An 18,360-nucleotide genomic window follows, 5' to 3' on the forward strand; every position below is an offset into this window, starting at 1 on the left:
CCAATTGCAAACTCTCAGCGGCAGCGGAGAGCGGAATAGCTATTTACTGCGGCCCGAATGGGCGAATTCACTCTGGTTTCGGCGATTGTGCCACATCTTAAGCGGTATATCCGCTTATGTGTCCCACTTCGACCTCTTTTTTGCTGGAGTAATCCGCCTATTCACCTTGTCGCAATAGATCGGGCCAGGCGAAATCCAAGGTCATCGATGCAAAAGGTCGGGTGGCTGCGGCGGCGGCAGGTGGCTCCGCAGCCTCTGGCCTCTTCGGCCCAGCTCCCGCCTCGAAAAATCCGATAAGGGCCGTACACTTCCTCATCATAGAGATCCCAGCACCATTCCCACACATTGCCCAACATATCGTACAATCCCCATGCGTTCGGCTCTTTTCCACCTGCCTCATGGACGTTACCGCCGGCATTATCCGCGTACCAAGCAATCCGATCAAGCTCGCCGTACCGATAACCGGCCGTCCCTGCTTTACACGCATACTGCCACTCCGCTTCCGTAGGAAGCCGATAACCGTCCGCGTCCCCATTCCATTCCACGTCACCCGAGGAACGCATAGCGTAACAAGGCTGCAGTCCTTCTCTCTCCGACAGCAGGTTGCAGAACTTCACGGTATCCAGCCAAGAGACGTTGACCACCGGCAGCCTCGAATCGCCATCCGGAGGAGCAGCTGCGTCCCCTGCAAGCTCACCGTACACCCCCACCGTTACCGGATATCGCGCAAGCAGAAAGGGCTTAACCTCTGCTTTCCATTTCTTTTTCACCCGGTCGTCCCTTAGCTCGATTTCTCCCGCAGGAATCTCCACCATCGCAATCTCGATACTTCTCCGTCTATCGGCTGACACACTGCGTTCCTCCCACGGTGACTCATTTCTATATACGCTCAGAAAAAGAACTCTAGCATCCAATCATATTTTCGTTCATGTAATAATATGGAAATAGATTCACCCTCATTATGTCTTACCAAAGGAGATGTTGCAACATGGCGCCATGTAATGCACAAGCAACGGGGACATGCTCCGAAGCTGAAGGTTCAGATACGTTAGCAAGCGGAGACGCCTCGCACGCGGAAGGATTCCAATCAACGGCGAGTGCTTTTGCCTCTCACGCTGAAGGATATGCCAATACGGCTCAAGGACCTGCCTCCCATGCGGAAGGCGGAAGTACACTCGCTGATGGAATCTATTCGCATGCCGAAGGCAGAGAAACGGCTACCACCAATGAGGCTTCGCACGCGGAAGGGTTTCTCTCCGTTGCAAGCGGTTTTGCCGCGCACGCGGAGGGCTACTTTAATCTTGCAATCGGTCCCGCTTCACATGCGGAAGGCGGCGGCTCGACTTCGACCGGCATCTATTCGCATGCAGAAGGTGAAGTGACACAGGCGATCGGTGACCGCTCGCATGCGGAGGGCATGAATACAATAGCTAACGGGATGAATGCGCATGCCGAAGGGGAGTTGACCCAAGCTTCCGGCTTGGATTCTCATGCCGAAGGAATGGAGACGTTCGCTACCGGACAATGCGCGCATGCCGAAGGAGAAAGCAACACCGCCAGCGGGAGAGCATCGCATGTGGAAGGAAACCTGAACCTTGCAGCCGGCATGTTCGCACATGCAGAAGGGCAGAGCACAGTTGCAAGCGGCGATGTCTCCCATGCCGAGGGCAACCAAAGCGTTGCAAGCGGACAATCCTCGCACGCGGAAGGCGCTGTAACGACCGCAAGCGGATTTTCCTCGCATGCTCAAGGGGTTAATACGGTGGCTGACGGCATGTTTTCGCATGCCGAAGGGCTGAACACTTCCACCAACCTGCTGGAAGGGGTTCACATTATGGGGAAATTCGGCTCAGCCAATGAGCTGACTTACTCGTGGTATTTGGCTAATGGATTAAGTGAGCAAGCACCCGGTCTGGCAGCGAAAATATTAAGCAATGGCGATGTGAAAATCGACGGAACGGTGAGCAGTCCTGCTGCCGACTATGCGGAGATGTTTGAAACCTCTGACGGAAAGCCGATCGAACCGGGTTATTTCCTAGCCTTAGAAGGAGATAAGGTTCGCATCGCAGCTTCTGCGGACCCCTATATCGTAGGCATTACCAGCAGCAAGCCCGCTTTTCTATCCGGAAATGCCGAACTCGGCTGGCATCGCAAATATATGACCGATGAGTGGGGACGGACCCTCTATCAGAATGTACGAATTCCGGTACGGCCGGATGCATCCGGCCAATTGCTCTCGCCCGGACGCACAGAACGTCAGCCTATATTAAATCCTGATTGGGATCCGCTTCAAGACTACGTGCCTCGGTCAAGCCGTCCGGAATGGGTAGCTGTCGGCATGATTGGCAAGCTGCTGGTGCGCGATGACGGTTCCTGCCAGCCCGGCGGATTATGCGCGCCGAACGATAATGGCATCGCCACTCATGCAGACAAAGGGTACTATGTGCTGAGAAGAACGCGCCCGAATCAGATATTGGTGCTGCTGGGCAACCGCTATTAGAGGCGCATTTGTGGACATAGCAAAAAACCGCCTATCCATTGGCGGTTTTTCTTTACCCGGTAATCCAGCTAGAACATGCCGTTCTCATTAACCGAATGCTCCGGTATCGCCTGACCTAAATCCCACAGCTCGATGATGCGGCCGTTCACGAAACGAAAAATATGGACCACGGCAGCTCCCAGGTCTTCAGGCTTTTGTTTCACATGGGAGTGAACCATCACGCTATCGCCTTCCTCGATGGTGCGTTTGACTTCAAGGGTTTTGCGAGGATTCAGAGCGGCATTCTCTTCCATTGCCAGCATGAGCGATTCCGCATCGCCACGGAAGTAGGCATTGTGATGACGGAAGTCCGGCCCTACATAACGCTCGTAGGCCTCGCGCACCTTCCCCGAGGCTACCAGGCTCAAAAACATCGCAGCCTTCTCTTTAAGCGGTTCCTTATTCAACGCAATCATCCCCTTTATAAATTCATTGATGCCTCTAAACGTACTCGCGAATGTATCTCGGCTGATACGCACCTGCGCCTTCAGCCGCTGGGCTGCGAGCCCCGCTTGGAAGGCCTCGAGAAACAAGCTGCCGCTCTTCGAGATTTGCCCGCCAAGGACGACGACATCCGGGTCAAACTGCCGCAGCGCCGGCGACAGGATCTCAGCCATCCGCGCGCCAAACGCCTCGAACAGCTCGATTTCCGGCTTACTTCCGCGAAGCGCGGCTTCCGCCAGCTCCCGCACACCGCTGCCACCTTCGGTGTCCGCCAATACGCCCAGCTCCCTCGCAAGTCGCAGCACGCCGTTCTTCGAGATATACTGATCGGCTATTCCGTCGCGATAAGGCGTCTGATACAGCCAGCCGTTAGCCGGCACATCTGCGCGATGCTTCACAAGACGGCCGTTCTCCAAGAAACAGGAGCCGAGTCCCGTCCCGATTGTGAGACACACCGCCCGCTCTCGCCCCTGCTTCCCTTGACCACCCTCCGAGGAGCCGGCCATCTCGCCAAGTCCAAACAACGCGGCATCGTTCTCGAAAGCAATGCGGAACTTCGGCGCCAGCCGCCTCCGCAGTCCTTCGTTCGCACGCAGCTTATCCTCGAGCAGCTTTCCGACGGAAAGGCCATACAGAGACTCGAATTTGCCTAACCCGCGGATCAGGCAGATCCCCTTCTCGTAATCGAAAGGGCCGGGGAATGCAAGCCCGAAGCCGATAATCGGTTCCTCAACCTCGTCCAGCCCGCCCCGCTTCAGCATATCCTGCACAATCGCAATGAAATGCGCCAGGATCGCATCCGCCCCCAAGTCCGATTTTGCCTCATACTGCCCAATCGTCTGTTCGATGATGGAACCGTCCCGCATGACGGCTGCCTTAATCTGCGTACCGCCAACATCAAATGCCAGAATGACGCCACCCGGGTTCATAACGACCGCCTCCCTATGCTCTGACAAATGCTTTAATCGTGCCGATTGTCCGGCCAACGCTTGGACCGCTTGGACGAATCGTATAGGCCGCAACAGAAGCCGGAACGATGAACGTTTCCGCATAACGGATGACGAATGGCTCGAACGCGCCGTCCGGACTTTCCACCGTCGCCTCTTCCCCTTCGATCAAATTCAGCATATGCACGCTGCCGTTTGCTTCATGGCGAACCGGTGCGGAGAACCAGTGCCGCCGCGTCTCGATAAATTCCAGATCATGCAGCCCCGTCCGCTCTTCCTTCCAGCCTTCGCCTTCCGCCACCAGTTCAATTCGGCCGACACAGCTCTTCGCCCACTCCGTCGTCCGCTCCCACTGAATGACCTTCTCCCCATGGTCCACATGGACAGGACGCGGTTTGCCATCCAGTCCGAGACGATCCCAATCCCACAGCTTAAAGGTGAAAATATAAGGCGTCGCGCTAATTTCAAGCACCATGCAGCCCTCACCCGAGCAATGAACCGTCCCCGCCGGAATGAGAAAATGATCATGCTTGGCAGCCGGATACACATTCACGTACTTCTCGGCCGGGAACGTAAAGTCACCTTGCTGTGCCTTGCGCAAATCCGTCATCATTTGCTCCGAATCCACGTTGTCTTGCAGCCCCAAGTACACTTCCGCGCCGGGAACCGCCTCCAGAATGTAATAACTCTCATCCTGCGTGTACGGCATACCGAACTGCTCACGAATGTATTCCGTCGTCGGATGCACCTGCAAGCTTAATTTCTGACCGCCGATCGTATCGAGGAAGTCGAATCGGATCGGAAATTCAGCCCCGAAACGCGAGTACACCTTATCGCCCAGCAGCTTAATGGATTCGAAGAAGACCAAATTAATCGAAGGCAGCTCCAGCCGAAGCGCACCATATTGAAAATATAAGCTGTTCTCCTCAGGCACCCCATCGAACCCCCATGCATACGGGTGATTCCGTTTCGGCAGGTCGATGTTGGCCTCCAGCCAAGTTCCGCCCCATACGCCGGGATCGAAATACGGCACAAGCCGAAACGGCTGACTGACCGTCTGGGCAAGACCGGCAAACAAAGCTTCCCGGGAAACCATCTTGGGAGCATCCGCCGCATTCGTATCCAGATAGTAATCGATCCCGCCGAGCAGCGTTTTCTTCAGTCGATCCGCCATCCGCCATTCGAAGAAGAATCCGCGTTTGTACAACCGGAGAATATCCGTTTCCACAATGTTCGTTCTCCAGTTACTATACGTCTTCGCGCGATAACGCTGCTGAATTTCCCAGCGCGCCAAGTCGGCGTACAGCAGCACATCGCCGCTTGTCACAAGCGTTGCGCCGAAGCCGATTACGACAACGACCCCTGACGCTGCAGCATCGATGTCGTCGCGAAGCTGCTGCAGCTTGTCCGCATCATAGCATTCTTCCATACGAAAAGGTGTCATATACCCAAACACACGGTCATCCGTCATATAGCGCTCGACCTTGCGGTCAATCTCGCCGGGCTCCAGCGCCGCATCTTCTGCTTTTATGATAAGTGCAGGTGTCCATGCCGCAGACAGCCCTGCCAGAATTTCCTCCTGTCTTACGCCGGGGTAGCATTCCACGACGACAACGGTTTTCGATTTGCTTTTGCCCGAGATGGCTTCCCGTACTGTATTTCCGATTGCTTCATAACCCGACCATGCCTCATGCTCCCAGCCCTGAATCGTCACAATCGGTTCCTTGTTGTATCCCGACTTCATGATTAACTCCCTCTCTTCTTGCGTCTACAGCCCACCGGATTTTTTCACCTATTTTAACACAAATAAGCAGTAAGCCGAACCGGCTCCCGAAGATTCCGTTTCGAATTTCTATTTTTCTTTTCCAAGCATCGCAACTTTCTGGTAAATATAGTCGTTTAAACAGTGGTCATCTAAATTATCGATTCAAAATAGAGAAGGAGTCGCGTATGAAACCACTTAAGCACTATGTTGTCTGTACTTTGGCACTACTAACTTTATTTCAAACTGCGCCGCTATCCGCGGAAGGAACGGTCGATGCACCTGTATCTACGACCGATGCACCAACAACTACTACGACGACGGGCGACTCAACGACCGCTAATCCGATTGTGATTGCCGTACCGATCAGCAGCACGCTCACGCCGGACAACGAGCTTGTGCTGAAGAAGAACAGCACCGCGATGCTGTTCAACAAGAAGCCGCTGAAAGCCGCTCAGCCGTTAACGATCAAGAACGGCTCATCTTATGCCGCGCTGAACGGAATTGCCGGGCCATTCGGCTACAAGCTGTCCTATGACGCGAAGACAAAAGAATCCATCGCAAAGGCCGGAGACATCGAGCTTCGATTCAAGCCGGGCAGCGACATTATTAAACGCAACGGCGAATCGATCAAGGGACCGGGTCCAACCTTCATCTTGAAAGGTTCGCTCATGGTACCGCTTCGCATGTGGTCGAATTTGACCGGAAGCCGCATTATACCGCGCGGTATCGACACCGTCATTAGCTGGGCAGCGCCGCCATCTGCGGAATTCACCGTGCAGCCTACTGAAATTTTCGCACAGCAAACGGTTGTGGATTATTTGGTGAACGGCGTCCCGACCGCAGTGGATGAAACGAACACCCATGAGCGCTGGGAAGGACGAGAGTCCATCTTCCAGGAAGCCGGCATGCATGTCGTAACCCACTGGATCCAAGGCGAGAACGGCGTATGGAGCGAGCCATTCAGCGTTACGGTTAACGTGCAGATGCCGAACCAGCCGCCGGTAGCTGATTTTACAACGGATAAAACGACGTATCGCATCGGAGAGCCTGTCACGTATACCGATCTGAGCACCGATGACCGCAATGACATCATTTCCGCTAAATTCACGGGAAATTCCCCTGCATTCTTCAGTGAAGGCCAGTTCCCGGTCACGCTTGAAGTCAAAGATGGCGAGCAATTGATCGGCACCGTAACGAAGATGATTACGGTCATCCCGGAAATCTTGTATACGGAAGATGAGTTTAACCTGCTCTTCACTCCGGTGGGACGCAAATATACGATGGATGGAACGGCTGTGCGCAACTACCCGACCCTTTCCTATACTTACACGAATGAACCGGCAAGACTTGTACACAGCAACAGTCCTGAACGTTGGATGACGACTGGTCTCGTTTACGACACGGAGCTTTCCGGCGCAACCCGCTTCCTCTTCTATAACGAGAACGGAGCAGGCTACCCGCTGAAAATGTACCTAGTCGCGACTAACACAAGCAGCACCGGCCAAGCATCCGTCGGCGTCGGCGCATGGGGCAAGGGTGGACCGGACAAATCCACCATTATGGCCGGCAAAATGGCCACGATCCGCTACATGGATGCACTCACAAAAAATGTACCGGCTTCCTACGTGACACTTGCTCCGGGCGAATCCAAGATACTGCTCCCAGAGATGTCGAATGTGCCGGTTAAGCCGGGGGATGTGTTCTCTGCTTATGCAGACGTCGTTTCGACGACAAACATTCGCTACCGGATCGTTGTCGTCCAAGACAAACAAGATCCGCTGCCGATTATCGATTCCCTAACGGTTATGCCACGCGACAATAAGCATGTCCGCGGCACGTTCGATTACGCCGACCGTGTGATCGATCTGAGCACCTCCGAGCCGGTCGGCGCGAAGCCGCAGAGTATCTTGCTCGGAGACAGCAAGATCGACAAGCTCGTGGATGGCATTGACGAGATGACCGGCCTGCTCGAATACGATTTCGGCAACTTCGGCGTCTTGTACAAAATGAAGGTGCAAGTCGCGCCGAACACGATTGTCGGCATCAATGCCAGAGGCGGCCACTATGCAGGGGCTTTCATCGTCAACGGAAAACTCGTGCCGGTTACGACCGACAGCGCGCTCCTGACGCAAAATGAAACGGCCGTGCTCTACCGCACCGGTGCCGCAGCGGAAACGCTCGACATTGTCTTCACGCTCGCATCCGGCAGCTACTTGCCGATTAACATGACGTTCCTGCCAATGCCGCAGCTTCGTCAATAGCAGCCGACGGCCTACAGCAGGCAGCACATAAAAAATGCCCACCACGAAGTAACTTCGTGGTGCGGCATTTTTATTTTGCCACTTTATCAGGCGGACACCTCTTATCTTACATTGGAATGTTGACATTTACGCAACATTTCAGACGAATAGGGAGGCTGGCGAAGGAAATGTTGCCTTGATATCAACATTTTCGGCCAAACAAGCCTCCTAGCATCTGTTCTAATCCCAAATGTTGCCTTTCTAGCAACATTTAGCTGTCTTGCCCACTCTGCGGGGGAGAATGTTGCATTTCATGCAGCATTTTGCTTGATTGCTCCCCTACTTCTGTGGAACAGCTTCCCCAGAATCTCGCCACGCGTCGATAGTTCTCTCATGGTTCCGCAAACTCCCGAGTCAAACCAAAAAGCTGCCCCAAAGTCTTGCTTTCGGGACAGCTTCTCTATAAACCTAGTTTATTCAGCCGCCTGATCGTCCATCAAAATAAACCCGCCCATATCCCGCAGCGCGCCGCCTTTCGCGAGATGCCCCAGGACGGCGCGGCGAAGCGACGTGTCGGTCGGTGCTTGCGTCCAATCGTCGTACAAAGTGCCGAAGATTCGGCGCAGCCCTTCTTTGCCGTCGCCGCCTACCGGATAGAGCCGGAACTCGCGCTGGAAACGGACGATGTTCGCGGAATCGCTCAGCAGCTGCTCGAACTGCGGATCCAGCAGCCACGATGTGCAGACGAATGCAAGACGAGTTTCCTCCGGAAAATACCGCTTGAAGAACACTGCCGCATCTTGTAGGGATTCCAAGCATTGTGCGTGATCCATCTTGCCATCGGCAGCAATATGGACATCCAGAACAGGATCGCCGGCGCGCAGCACGATCTCCCACTCGTCGGTGCGGAACGTCTCCGGCTGACGAACGGCGAAGCCGCCATCCGTAATGCGGTGTCCGCGAATGCTTCCCTCGCCGACTTCGAGCACGGCTTCCCATGCTCCCGCTTCATCGAAGCGGTCATTCGTGCCGTCGATTAGACCATCGCTGCGGAAGCGGATGCCGCTCTCTGCCAAGACGACCACCTCGCTGGTGCCGAGGTGGCGAAGCACTTGCCTGCCGCTGCCGAAGCGGCCGCGCTCAAACTGCAGCCTTCCGACCCGGAACAGTCGGAAGGACATGTGGTTTACGAGCCACTCGTTGCCAAGTCCCCAGCGACTGTGCCGGCCGTAGTAATCGCGCATCCACAGCGCCATGTCGCTGAGGGTATGCTTCAGAATCTCCTGCGGAATTCCTCGCTCCGCGTAGAGTCTTTGAAGCCGATTCAGTCCGCTAAGCAGGATAAGCGGCTGATACAGCTCCGCTCCTTCACCCATCTCGGCAAGAATGCCGGAGAACGTCTCTCCGTCGGCGGCCTCGCCGGCCTCATCCGAAAACAGCAGTCGAAGCCCACGCACGGCCAGCGCACTCAGTCTCTCATCCTGCCTTACATTAACCGCTGCCTGCTGCAAAGCCTTCCATGCCTCATCCGGAAGCTCAGCAACAAGATTCGCCTCCCGAAGCGCTTCATCTTGCAGAAACCACAATTCATTCTGAATCATTTGTCGCCCTTGCCCGTTCATTCCTGCTTCTCCCCCTATAGCGCGGCGCTGCTTCGGCATCCCGCACATGCTGCACTTGGATTGCGTTGTTTTGTCGATTATAGCACATGTCTCTTGCTACTAATTTACCTCATGCGAGATTCGCCTGACTAGAAGACGATTGACGGTTGGTTGGCGTCCGGTAACTGGCAGCTGAATTACGCTAATTTCTCTATGTACGGTAACTGCTACCTCTCTTGCGCTAAATTATGCTAACTTCTCTCCATGTACGGTAACTGCTACCTCTCTAGCCCTGATTCGCTAACTTCTCTCCATGTGCGGTAACTGCTACCTCTCTAGCCCTGATTCGCTAACTTCTCTCCATGTGCGGTAACTGCTACCTCTCTTGCGCTAATGTGCGCTAACTGCTACCTCTCTTGCGCTAATGTGCGCTAACTTTTCTCCATGTGCGGTAGTCAGTGACTACGCGCACAAAAAAGCGGGAGCTCAGCAGCCCCCGCCTTTCGCCATCCAGTCCTTCCGGTTACGCCTCCATATCTGGAAACACGCTCGTTAACAGCTGACGCGGTGGTCGACCCGCAACAAGGCGACCCTCTTCCACATATCCTTCTTCACGTCCGTCCAATTCCGCTGCCAAGCGACTCCTCCACTCGGCTAATCGTCCTTGCCAGTGTGCGGAAGCACCCGCCGCCAGATTCACCAGCTCCTGCGGGTCGTTGACTAAGTCGAACAGCTGCTCTTCGCCAGACTGCGAGAACCACAGATATTTCTCCCGGCCATCCGTGACAAAATGGTTCGACAGCGCCCCATACGAATGCTCGCCATGCAGATACGGCCGCCAATCGGCCTGCTCACCTCGGCATAGCGGCAACACGCTGCTGCCATCTACCGTACCGGGAATCGTTGCCCCGGCGATATCGAGGAGCGTCGGCATAATGTCGCGCAGCTCAATCACTTCCGCGGATTCGCCGCCTCGGCGCAATCCCAGCTTGCCGCCGGGATCGCTGACGATGAACGGGATCTTCGCGCTTCCTTCATACGGAAGCGCCTTGCGGTAATAATGATGATCGCCGAGCAGCTCGCCATGGTCGGACGCGAACAGGATGATCGTATTTTGCGATACACCATATTCCTGTAAAGCATTCACCAAACGGCCAATCTGATCATCAAGATGCGTAATTAGCGCGTAATAGGCTGCTCGTGCCCGGTCTAGCCTGCGCCTAGGCACAATGCCAAAATGCGTAGTCGGATCAGAGCCATTCGCCTTCGCCGCTTCTACATCCACCCAATCCCCGATCGGGAGGTCAGGCAGCTCTAGATCCTTATACATATCCATGTAGACCTGCGGCGGATCAAGCGGTGAATGCGGCCGGACAAACGACGTGTATAAGAAAAACGGTTTGCTTGGATCCCGCCGACGCAGAAAATCGATCGACTGCGTGACCGTCCAATTCGTCGGATGGAGCTCCTCCGCCAGATGCCAAGGGCGCGCAGCCGCCGACGCATTGCAGTCGAGGCCATTATCCGTGATATCGTACTGCGCACCGGCGTTCTGACGCAGCCAGATCAAGTAATCATCCACTTGGTCAAAATGTCCATCGACCGTGTTATTATGCTTGGTGCGGTTATGATGCAGATAGCCGTCATGCAGCACGATATTATGAAACCCGCATAGATTGCGCGCGGGATAGACATGCATTTTGCCGACGCACTGCGTATGGTAGCCGGCATCGGCAAGCTCGCCTGCCAGCATATGCTCATACTCCCATGGCACGCAGTCCTGGTACCCGACGCGTCCGTGCGAGCGCTGGCTCATGCCGGTGAGGAGCGCCGCTCTTGCCGGCACGCAGGTCGGCGTAGCCGAATAGGCATTGCGGAACAGCACGCCGGATCGCGCCAGGCGATCCAGGTTCGGCGTCTCCACAATTGGATGGCCGATCGCGCTTAAGCAATCGCCTCGCATCTGATCCACCGTAATCAGTAGAATATTGGGCCTTGCCTCTTGCTGAGTCTTAGACCGGGATCCGCCGCCGTTCATGAGGCACCGCCCTCCTTATTCACCGGAATAATGAACAGATAGTTCGCGAATAATTGGCTCTCCGTCACTTTCCGTAATTTCAACGACAACCCCCGCAGCCTTGATCGCCGGAATGCGGATAATCGCTTTATGACCGATATTTCTACCTTCATGTACCGTAATCAGGCCGTGGGACTTGGACGTGATCACCGAGACCTTGAACTGCAGGACGTTTTCGCCGCGCGTAAGATCCTCTTGGATAATAATATGATCTACCAGATGAGACTCTTGCGCTTTATACGTCCACTTCGAGCCTTCCTGTGTGCAAGCAGACAACGTAGCGATCGGACGCTGGAAACGGCGGCGAATTTCTTCGCCGAATTGCGTCAGATGCTGCGTATCCTTGCTCGGAAGAAGGCCTTCGCGGTTCGGTCCAATATTGAGCAGCAGGTTCGTGCCGCGTCCCACGGACAAGTAGTACAAGCCCATCAGCTCATCCACGCTTTTGACCATATGCTCGTCCTCATCGCTGTAAAACCAGCTGATCCGGTTATACCGCAATTGCACGTCGCATTCGGCAGGCAGCCACATTTGCGCGCCAAGCTTCTCTTTCTCGTCCGTCAAAATCGAGAAGTCCGTCGAGTCCACCACGTTCCAGGTTGGCGTCGATGCTACGCCATCCTCGTTTCCGATCCAGCGGAAATCCGGATCGCCCATATTGAAGATCAGAATGCCCGGCTGCAAGCGGCGGATCTCGCCGATGATCCGATTCCAATCGTACGTATGGCCTTCAGAACCGCAGCCATCGAACCACAAGATATCGATTTCTCCATAATTGCCGAGCAGCTCCGTAATTTGATTCACGAAATAATCGTCGTAGGCTTTGGCATCCTGGGTGTAGAAATTCGCCGAACCATCATAGGGGGAATAGTAGAGTCCCGGTTTCACATCATACTTCCGGCAGGCATCCACGTACTCGCGAATGACATCGCCTTTCCCATCCTTCCACGGAGAAGCTTCCACCGAGAACGAGCTGTATTTGGACGGCCAGTTGGAGAATCCGTCGTGATGCTTCGCGGTCAGAACCGCATATTGCATGCCCGCTTCCTTCGCGGTGCGGATCCACTGCTCGCAGTCCAAGTTTACGGGATTAAAGTCCGCCGGCGACATCGGGCGCTCGTCGAAATCCGCATACCCTTCATAGAACGTCCGCAGTCCGAAATGTAGAAACAAGCCAAATTCCATATCCTGATAAGCCAGCTGCTTCGCTGAAGGTACCGGCTTCTGAATCGTTTGCATCTCTACTACCGCCTCTCAATAGGTCGATCTTATGATTGTTAATCTTATAAATGTTGATCCTAATGATTCTCGTATCCCGCAGTTACTACGCCTCTTGCCACAGCGTGCGCAGATTATCCATCGCGATTCGCGACGCTTCTTTGCACTCTTCCATACCTTCGAACTCCACCGTAATATAACCGTCATAGCCGGATTGCTTGATCAGCTTCGTAATTTTGCGAATTGGGATTTCACCGTGGCCTACTATGGCACCGCGCAAGTAATTGTCATGGCTCGTGCGGAACCAATTGCCGCCGCCCGGCGGCTCGTCGAACGGACGGAAGTAGAAGTCCTTGAAATGAACGAGCGATGCATAAGGAAGATTCTTCATAACGCCGATAACCGGATTTTCGTCTACGCACATGAAATTGCCGACATCCAGCGTGGTTTTGAAATTCGGACGATTTACTGCATGCAGGATCCGTTGCACGCGATCGCTTGCTTGCGCGCTGAAGCCGTGATTCTCGATGGTCGTCGTAATGCCGTACTGCGCCGCATAATCGGCAATGATTTGGCTGCCTTTGACCATGAGGTGCAGGTTCTCCTCGAACCAAGCAATCGTCATTTGCTCCTTCGCAATCGTAAAAGCCGTCACGTCATGGCGCATATGCTTCATGCCAAGACGGTGAACCAAATCGACATGCTCCTTCACGCGTGCCATCTCTGCGTCGAAAGACTCTAAATCCGGCTGTACGAAGTTTGCAGGCATTGAATAGTTGGATAGTGCAATGCCAACCTCCGCTGCTTTATTGCGAACCGCATCTGCCAATTCCGGATTATCGACGAGAGTAAAGCCATACGGAACGATCTCCATATGCTCCCCGCCGTTATCCGCTATCCATTGAATCGCATCCAGTACCGTCATTTCGCCCGACTTTAACGCGTTTAACAAGCTATATGTGCTTAATCCGATTTGCATCCTCTTAACTCCCTCGTTTGCGTTCTATTATGATTCGTAGCGCTCCAGCTTGAAGACCGCTTCGTTGCGGCCTGCGACGATGCCGTTGTCATTGAGCATATCGGCAGGTGCCAAGGCGCGCAGCCGGTCAATCGTCTCCTGACGGGAATAGCCGATCTGCTCCAAGATCGATGCGATAATGAGCGGCCATTCTTCCTGCGAGCCGTCAAGCACCTTCAAAGCAAAACCAAGCCCTTCCTCGCGCAAACCGAAGCAATAGACGCCCTTCGCCCCGCCTTTGGCAACGATATTATCGTCCAACAGCAGAATCGAGCAGATTTGTCCGGATCCGGACACCATCTCGGGATGGCGGTTCATGAGCCCCGCAATCTTAATCGCTGCGCTGCGCACCGCTAGGTCGTCAATTAGCTCCGGCAGAGCCAGCTTCAGATAAGCCGTTGCCAGACGGTCGAGCGGAATCGCAAACACGGGGCAGCCGCAGCCGTCCACGCCTGTCACGACTTCTTCCACCGGCATAGCAGCCAGATAAGCAAGCGTTGCCGCAATCTCCAGCTGAGCAGGATGATCGGTATCCGTGTAGCCTTGCAGATCATAGCCTTTATGCTTACATAACGACAGAATGCCAAGATGCTTGCCGGAGCAATTGTGATAAATTCTCCGTTTCGGCGAGCCGCTGACGAACAGTTCATCTCTGGCCGCTCCGTTTAGCGGATAAGTAGGCGAGCAGACCAGCTGCTCCTCTTCTACGCCGATTTTCACCATCATCGATTCCAGCTCCGACACATGGAACGTTTCCGCCCAGTGGGAGCCGGACATGATCGCGGTTTCCTTCTCCGACAACCCGAATGCTTCATCTGCGCCATGTATAAGTGCAGGAAGCGCCTGAATCGGCTTCCCGGAAGAGCGTAGAAACGTCAAGTGACGGACATTCCCCGTACCGTATCGGATACCGTTGGCATCTACGCCGCAAATATGGCCGTAGTGCACATTTTCCACATATCCCCCGCGATACTCGTTAACCAATACCTCAGACATCTGTTTGCTCCTCCTACCCTAGTGCGTTGTTGTGGTTATTGCGGTTTAAGAACAGCCAGAAGTGCTGCCAGCCGCGCAGGATCAATCGGAGCTTGAGACCGTCCGTTCTGCCTCACGCCTGAGCCGAAATGAACAGCGCTTACGGCGGTTTGCTTCACGAAATCAGCCGCTGATTCCAGCGTCAGCCCGCTTCCCGCCATAATCTCCGGTCCCGACGAACCGTTCCTGCTTTGCCGTACGAGCTCCTTAATGGGATCAACCGCATCCAATACGCTCGGCTTCCCGCCAGAAGTCAGAATCGTTCGGACCTGCGGATAGCGGGCTAATACTTCGTAGGCTTCTTCCAGATTGCGCGCCTCATCGAATGCCCGATGAAACGTAACCGGAACGCCGTCTGCCGCATCCAGCAGCCGCTTCAGCTTCTCTTCGTCGACCTTCTGCTCCGCGGTCAATACGCCAAGCACGTAAGCGCCGATGCAAGGGAATCGCAGCGTCTTCATCTCGCGAACCATCTGCTCCATATCCTCTTCCGAATATCGGAAATCTCTGCTGTGCGGACGAATCATCACATGGACCGGAATCGCAGCTTCCTCGGCGATTGCTTCCAGAACAGCCATTGCAGGCGTGAGCCCGCCTTCCTCGATGGCCGAGACCAGCTCTATACGATCAGCGCCGCCCCTAGCGGCAAGCTTGGCATCTTCCGGTGATAGAGCAATAACTTCCAGTAGCATAGACAATCTCCTTCAATTCGATCTGCGCCGGAAGTGTTGGCATGCCCAGCATCTCCGGTGCTTGTACTATAACTTCTAGCAGCTTTGGCAATCTCCTCCCAAGAGGCTGTTTTGCTCATTTACCATTTTTCGCTCTACAATTTTCTCTTCGCATTTGTATGCTTCGTCCATAAACGAGAGGTTCTCTTCTAGCCATTTCGAAGTTCAATCTCCAATCGGTTTCCTTGCGAAATGGTTCGTTGCTGCGAGAATACGATATTCCCTTTCTCCCATTTCCAATCTACCTTATAGCCATCGACTCTGATCTCTGCGATATCGTGCTCGGACAAGAAAGGCAGACCAAACGATAACAGGGACAGCTCGCCGTATTGGACATGCAGTTCTGCTTTCCCGGTCTCTAGCTTAAAGATCCCCCAGCCTGCCTCCAGCGACCAGAAGGTTTCATAACTTTCGCGACGATCGATGGGATTAAATCCGACATGTCCGTTTACCATGTCATAGTCAAAGCCGCTGAAAGTGAGCAAGAGTGCATAACTGGCCATCGACCTGGCATAATGGCTGCCGCACTCCATTTCGTTCCACGGATTGCGTTTCTCGCCATCATATCGTTCACGTACCGCTCGCACGACGGACATGCCTTCCTCGACCATACCTTCTTGAATCATGTGAATCGCGGCTTGATATTCAAATCCGTTCATCGTCTCCGAATTGTACGTGATTGGAATTGCAGGCTTTCGCGAGCCTTCGGGCCATGAGCAGATGATGAGTCCGGATTCATCGTCCAAACTATATAATCGCCATAGATTCGTGAAATCGGACATCTGTTTAAAGTTATGCTCGTAAATAGACTGAAGCGCTTGCCGTGTCTGCGTGGGATCAAAAATTTCGCCCAGACCGCATAAATTAGCGTGCCATTGCGCCACGACTTGGTCGATCGAGCATCCATCTAGAATCTGGTAGTTAATCTCATTCCATCTATCATTCCAATAGTATTCGAGTGCTTCGTCATCGCATGTCTCTAACAGCGACTTGTCGGACAAGTCGATCTTCTGGATGTAGTGCTTCCCGTTGAATAAGTGCTGATCGGTCCAAGACTTCCCTCTCTCGTACAGTGCGCGATAGTCCTCTGCTTTCTCCGGGTAACCCAAATAAGCCGCCATCTCCGCTCCGGCTTTAAGCGCTGCCAAGTAAAACCCATTCAACCAGGCGTTGGGCCCAAACAGCTCCACATCCAATGTATTATGCTGCCTGCCCTCCAGCACGCCGTCTCGGTCCGCATCCCAGCGATGCTCGTTCGTCTCGGCCCAAGCGTACTCCAGCGATTGTTGAACGGAAGGCCATAGCGAACGCAGCCAATCGGAATCGCCTGATATTTTCCACTCTCTGTACACTTTGATTATGCCGCCGAATTGACCGTCCGCGCAGGCATACAAATCGTTGGCCCGACCAAGCGGCAGCTGAATGCGGAACGACATCCGTCCATCCGCGCGCATATTGTATTTATAGTCCAAGTTCCGCATGGATCGCTCCAGCTTAGGAAACAGAAACGGCGCTGCGTAGGCATAGTTCCACACATGTGTACATGAACCTTCACAGCAGCCTTCCGTATCGATACAGCCTTCGAATCCATATAAGGAGCCATCCTCCAGACGCAGAACCGTAGGCGATTTCAGTGTCGAGAGATTTGCCGCTACTGCCTCCAGCGCCTCTTTGGGGAGATCAGAAGCATATAAGGACCGTTTAAACAGAAGCGTATCCCGGTATAGACGTTCCCAATGTTCGAACGCATATAAAGCGCTGGCAAAGGAATCGTCAAATAATGTGGCATAGTAGTTCTTCCATATCGCAGGCTGATTCGAATCCTGTGCATGGCCCGAAGCGCCGGAGCCGCTGTTTGTCTCGGGATTCCAATAGTTATGGCAGTTTGGAAAATGCCAGGTGATCAAGAAACGGATGCGCTGCGTTTCTCCGGGCTTTAGCTCCGCATGAGCGGATAGCTGCCCCAAATCTCTGGTAGAAGTCGGTTCGCTCAAGCTGCTCCCGAATCTGCCCGGGGAGCTAAATGTTCGCCAATACATTTCTCTGCCTTCATACCATTGGCAGTTCACTTCCTCTGCGTCCGTCGCGACGGTCAATTCACCGAATTCCGGCCTATTCGGGCTATAAGCGTCCGAACCCATGCGGATGCCGTGAACGGATCCGATTCGTTCGAACCGATTCCAGAGCGGACGTTCATGGTGCGGGTTGGCAACGGACAAACATGCCGTATACGTAATGCTGCTATCGGTGGGATTGTGAAACTCGACTTCGAAGAATGCGCCCGGGATGCTGGAATCCTGATCGTTCAGCGGTATGAACGGATTGTAAGCCGTCAGCTTCACGTCACCGGGGAAGCGCTTGTCGCGAAAATGAAGATCAGCGATCGGAAATTCGCCAACAAAGGTGCAGTCCTCAAAATGAGGAAAACCGCCCATTGTAGCCTCGCTCGGTCCGAATCCGTACCCGCTATGATTTTTAATTCGTTTATTTCCCATATAAGGCGGCGGCAGCTTGCCATTCAGAACTCTGGCGTCCAGTACTTTGCCCTCCGACTCCGCTTTAACTGCGAAGTGGCTCATGCCGTTCATGCTCTGCTTGTTCGGTCGATTTTTAATTTCCCAATCCACTAGCCGGCCATTGCCGGCTAGTCCGATCGATCCGCTGCCAATCCCTCCAAGAGGAAAGATGATCTCTTTAAGTTTGGCGTCTTTATAGCTAAAGCGTTCCATATATACACCTTCTACT

General features: G+C 54.0%; 12 protein-coding genes and 1 pseudogene. 2 read left to right on the forward strand and 11 right to left on the reverse strand.

From position 1 onward, the window contains the following. Positions 1–161: 161 nt before the first annotated feature. Entirely contained in the window at positions 162–815 is a 654-nt protein-coding gene (locus tag BM412_RS21020; RefSeq protein WP_177245992.1) for a formylglycine-generating enzyme family protein, read from the reverse strand. A 173-nt stretch (positions 816–988) separates the two neighbouring features. Between BM412_RS21020 and BM412_RS21025 the strand changes: the two genes are divergently transcribed. Beyond that, positions 989–2,500: a peptidase G2 autoproteolytic cleavage domain-containing protein gene (locus tag BM412_RS21025; RefSeq protein ID WP_091222757.1), complete on the forward strand. Its 1,512-nt coding sequence runs from the start codon at positions 989–991 to the stop codon at positions 2,498–2,500. A gap of 68 nt (positions 2,501–2,568) precedes the next feature. On the opposite strand, the gene BM412_RS32585 is transcribed toward BM412_RS21025, so the two are convergent. The 3 genes and pseudogenes from BM412_RS32585 to BM412_RS21035 all read right to left on the reverse strand — a co-directional run bounded on the left by BM412_RS32585 (position 2,569) and on the right by BM412_RS21035 (position 5,674). Next, entirely contained in the window at positions 2,569–2,955 is a 387-nt protein-coding gene (locus BM412_RS32585) for a nuclear transport factor 2 family protein (RefSeq protein WP_256256501.1), read from the reverse strand. Between the two features lie 99 nt (positions 2,956–3,054). Beyond that, positions 3,055–4,035: pseudogene (locus BM412_RS32590) on the reverse strand (ROK family protein); the annotation flags it as partial. Beyond that, positions 3,926–5,674: a class I mannose-6-phosphate isomerase gene (locus BM412_RS21035; protein ID WP_091222762.1), complete on the reverse strand. Its 1,749-nt coding sequence runs from the start codon at positions 5,672–5,674 to the stop codon at positions 3,926–3,928. The pseudogene BM412_RS32590 and the gene BM412_RS21035, both read right to left, overlap by 110 nt. Before the next feature lie 206 nt (positions 5,675–5,880). On the opposite strand from BM412_RS21035, the gene BM412_RS21040 reads away from it, so the two are divergent. After that, complete coding sequence (locus BM412_RS21040; RefSeq protein ID WP_091222765.1) at positions 5,881–7,956, forward strand: copper amine oxidase N-terminal domain-containing protein; 2,076 nt, start codon at positions 5,881–5,883, stop codon at positions 7,954–7,956. A 452-nt stretch (positions 7,957–8,408) separates the two neighbouring features. On the opposite strand, the gene BM412_RS21045 is transcribed toward BM412_RS21040, so the two are convergent. From BM412_RS21045 to BM412_RS21075, 7 genes are all read right to left on the reverse strand, one after another. After that, positions 8,409–9,557, reverse strand: a complete 1,149-nt coding sequence (locus BM412_RS21045; protein WP_091222766.1) for an acyltransferase domain-containing protein — start codon at positions 9,555–9,557, stop codon at positions 8,409–8,411. Positions 9,558–10,059: 502 nt separating this feature from the next. Beyond that, positions 10,060–11,574, reverse strand: coding sequence for an arylsulfatase (locus BM412_RS21050; RefSeq protein WP_091222769.1), 1,515 nt, complete (start codon positions 11,572–11,574; stop codon positions 10,060–10,062). A gap of 15 nt (positions 11,575–11,589) precedes the next feature. Continuing rightward, complete coding sequence (locus BM412_RS21055) at positions 11,590–12,852, reverse strand: alpha-L-fucosidase (protein WP_091222772.1); 1,263 nt, start codon at positions 12,850–12,852, stop codon at positions 11,590–11,592. Between the two features lie 85 nt (positions 12,853–12,937). After that, positions 12,938–13,810 (reverse strand): sugar phosphate isomerase/epimerase family protein, encoded by an 873-nt coding sequence (locus tag BM412_RS21060; protein ID WP_091222774.1) that lies wholly within the window; start codon positions 13,808–13,810, stop codon positions 12,938–12,940. 27 nt (positions 13,811–13,837) lie between these two features. Then, the gene (locus BM412_RS21065; RefSeq protein ID WP_091222777.1) at positions 13,838–14,845 is read right to left on the reverse strand and encodes an asparaginase; all 1,008 of its coding nucleotides are present in this window, start codon (positions 14,843–14,845) and stop codon (positions 13,838–13,840) included. Between the two features lie 35 nt (positions 14,846–14,880). Then, positions 14,881–15,576 (reverse strand): copper homeostasis protein CutC, encoded by a 696-nt coding sequence (locus tag BM412_RS21070; protein ID WP_218163168.1) that lies wholly within the window; start codon positions 15,574–15,576, stop codon positions 14,881–14,883. A gap of 188 nt (positions 15,577–15,764) precedes the next feature. Next, positions 15,765–18,344: a GH116 family glycosyl-hydrolase gene (locus BM412_RS21075; protein ID WP_091222782.1), complete on the reverse strand. Its 2,580-nt coding sequence runs from the start codon at positions 18,342–18,344 to the stop codon at positions 15,765–15,767. Positions 18,345–18,360 lie beyond the last annotated feature (16 nt).

The sequence above is a fragment of the Paenibacillus sp. BC26 genome (assembly GCF_900116125.1).
Lineage (GTDB): Bacteria > Bacillota > Bacilli > Paenibacillales > Paenibacillaceae > Paenibacillus_Z > Paenibacillus_Z lignilyticus.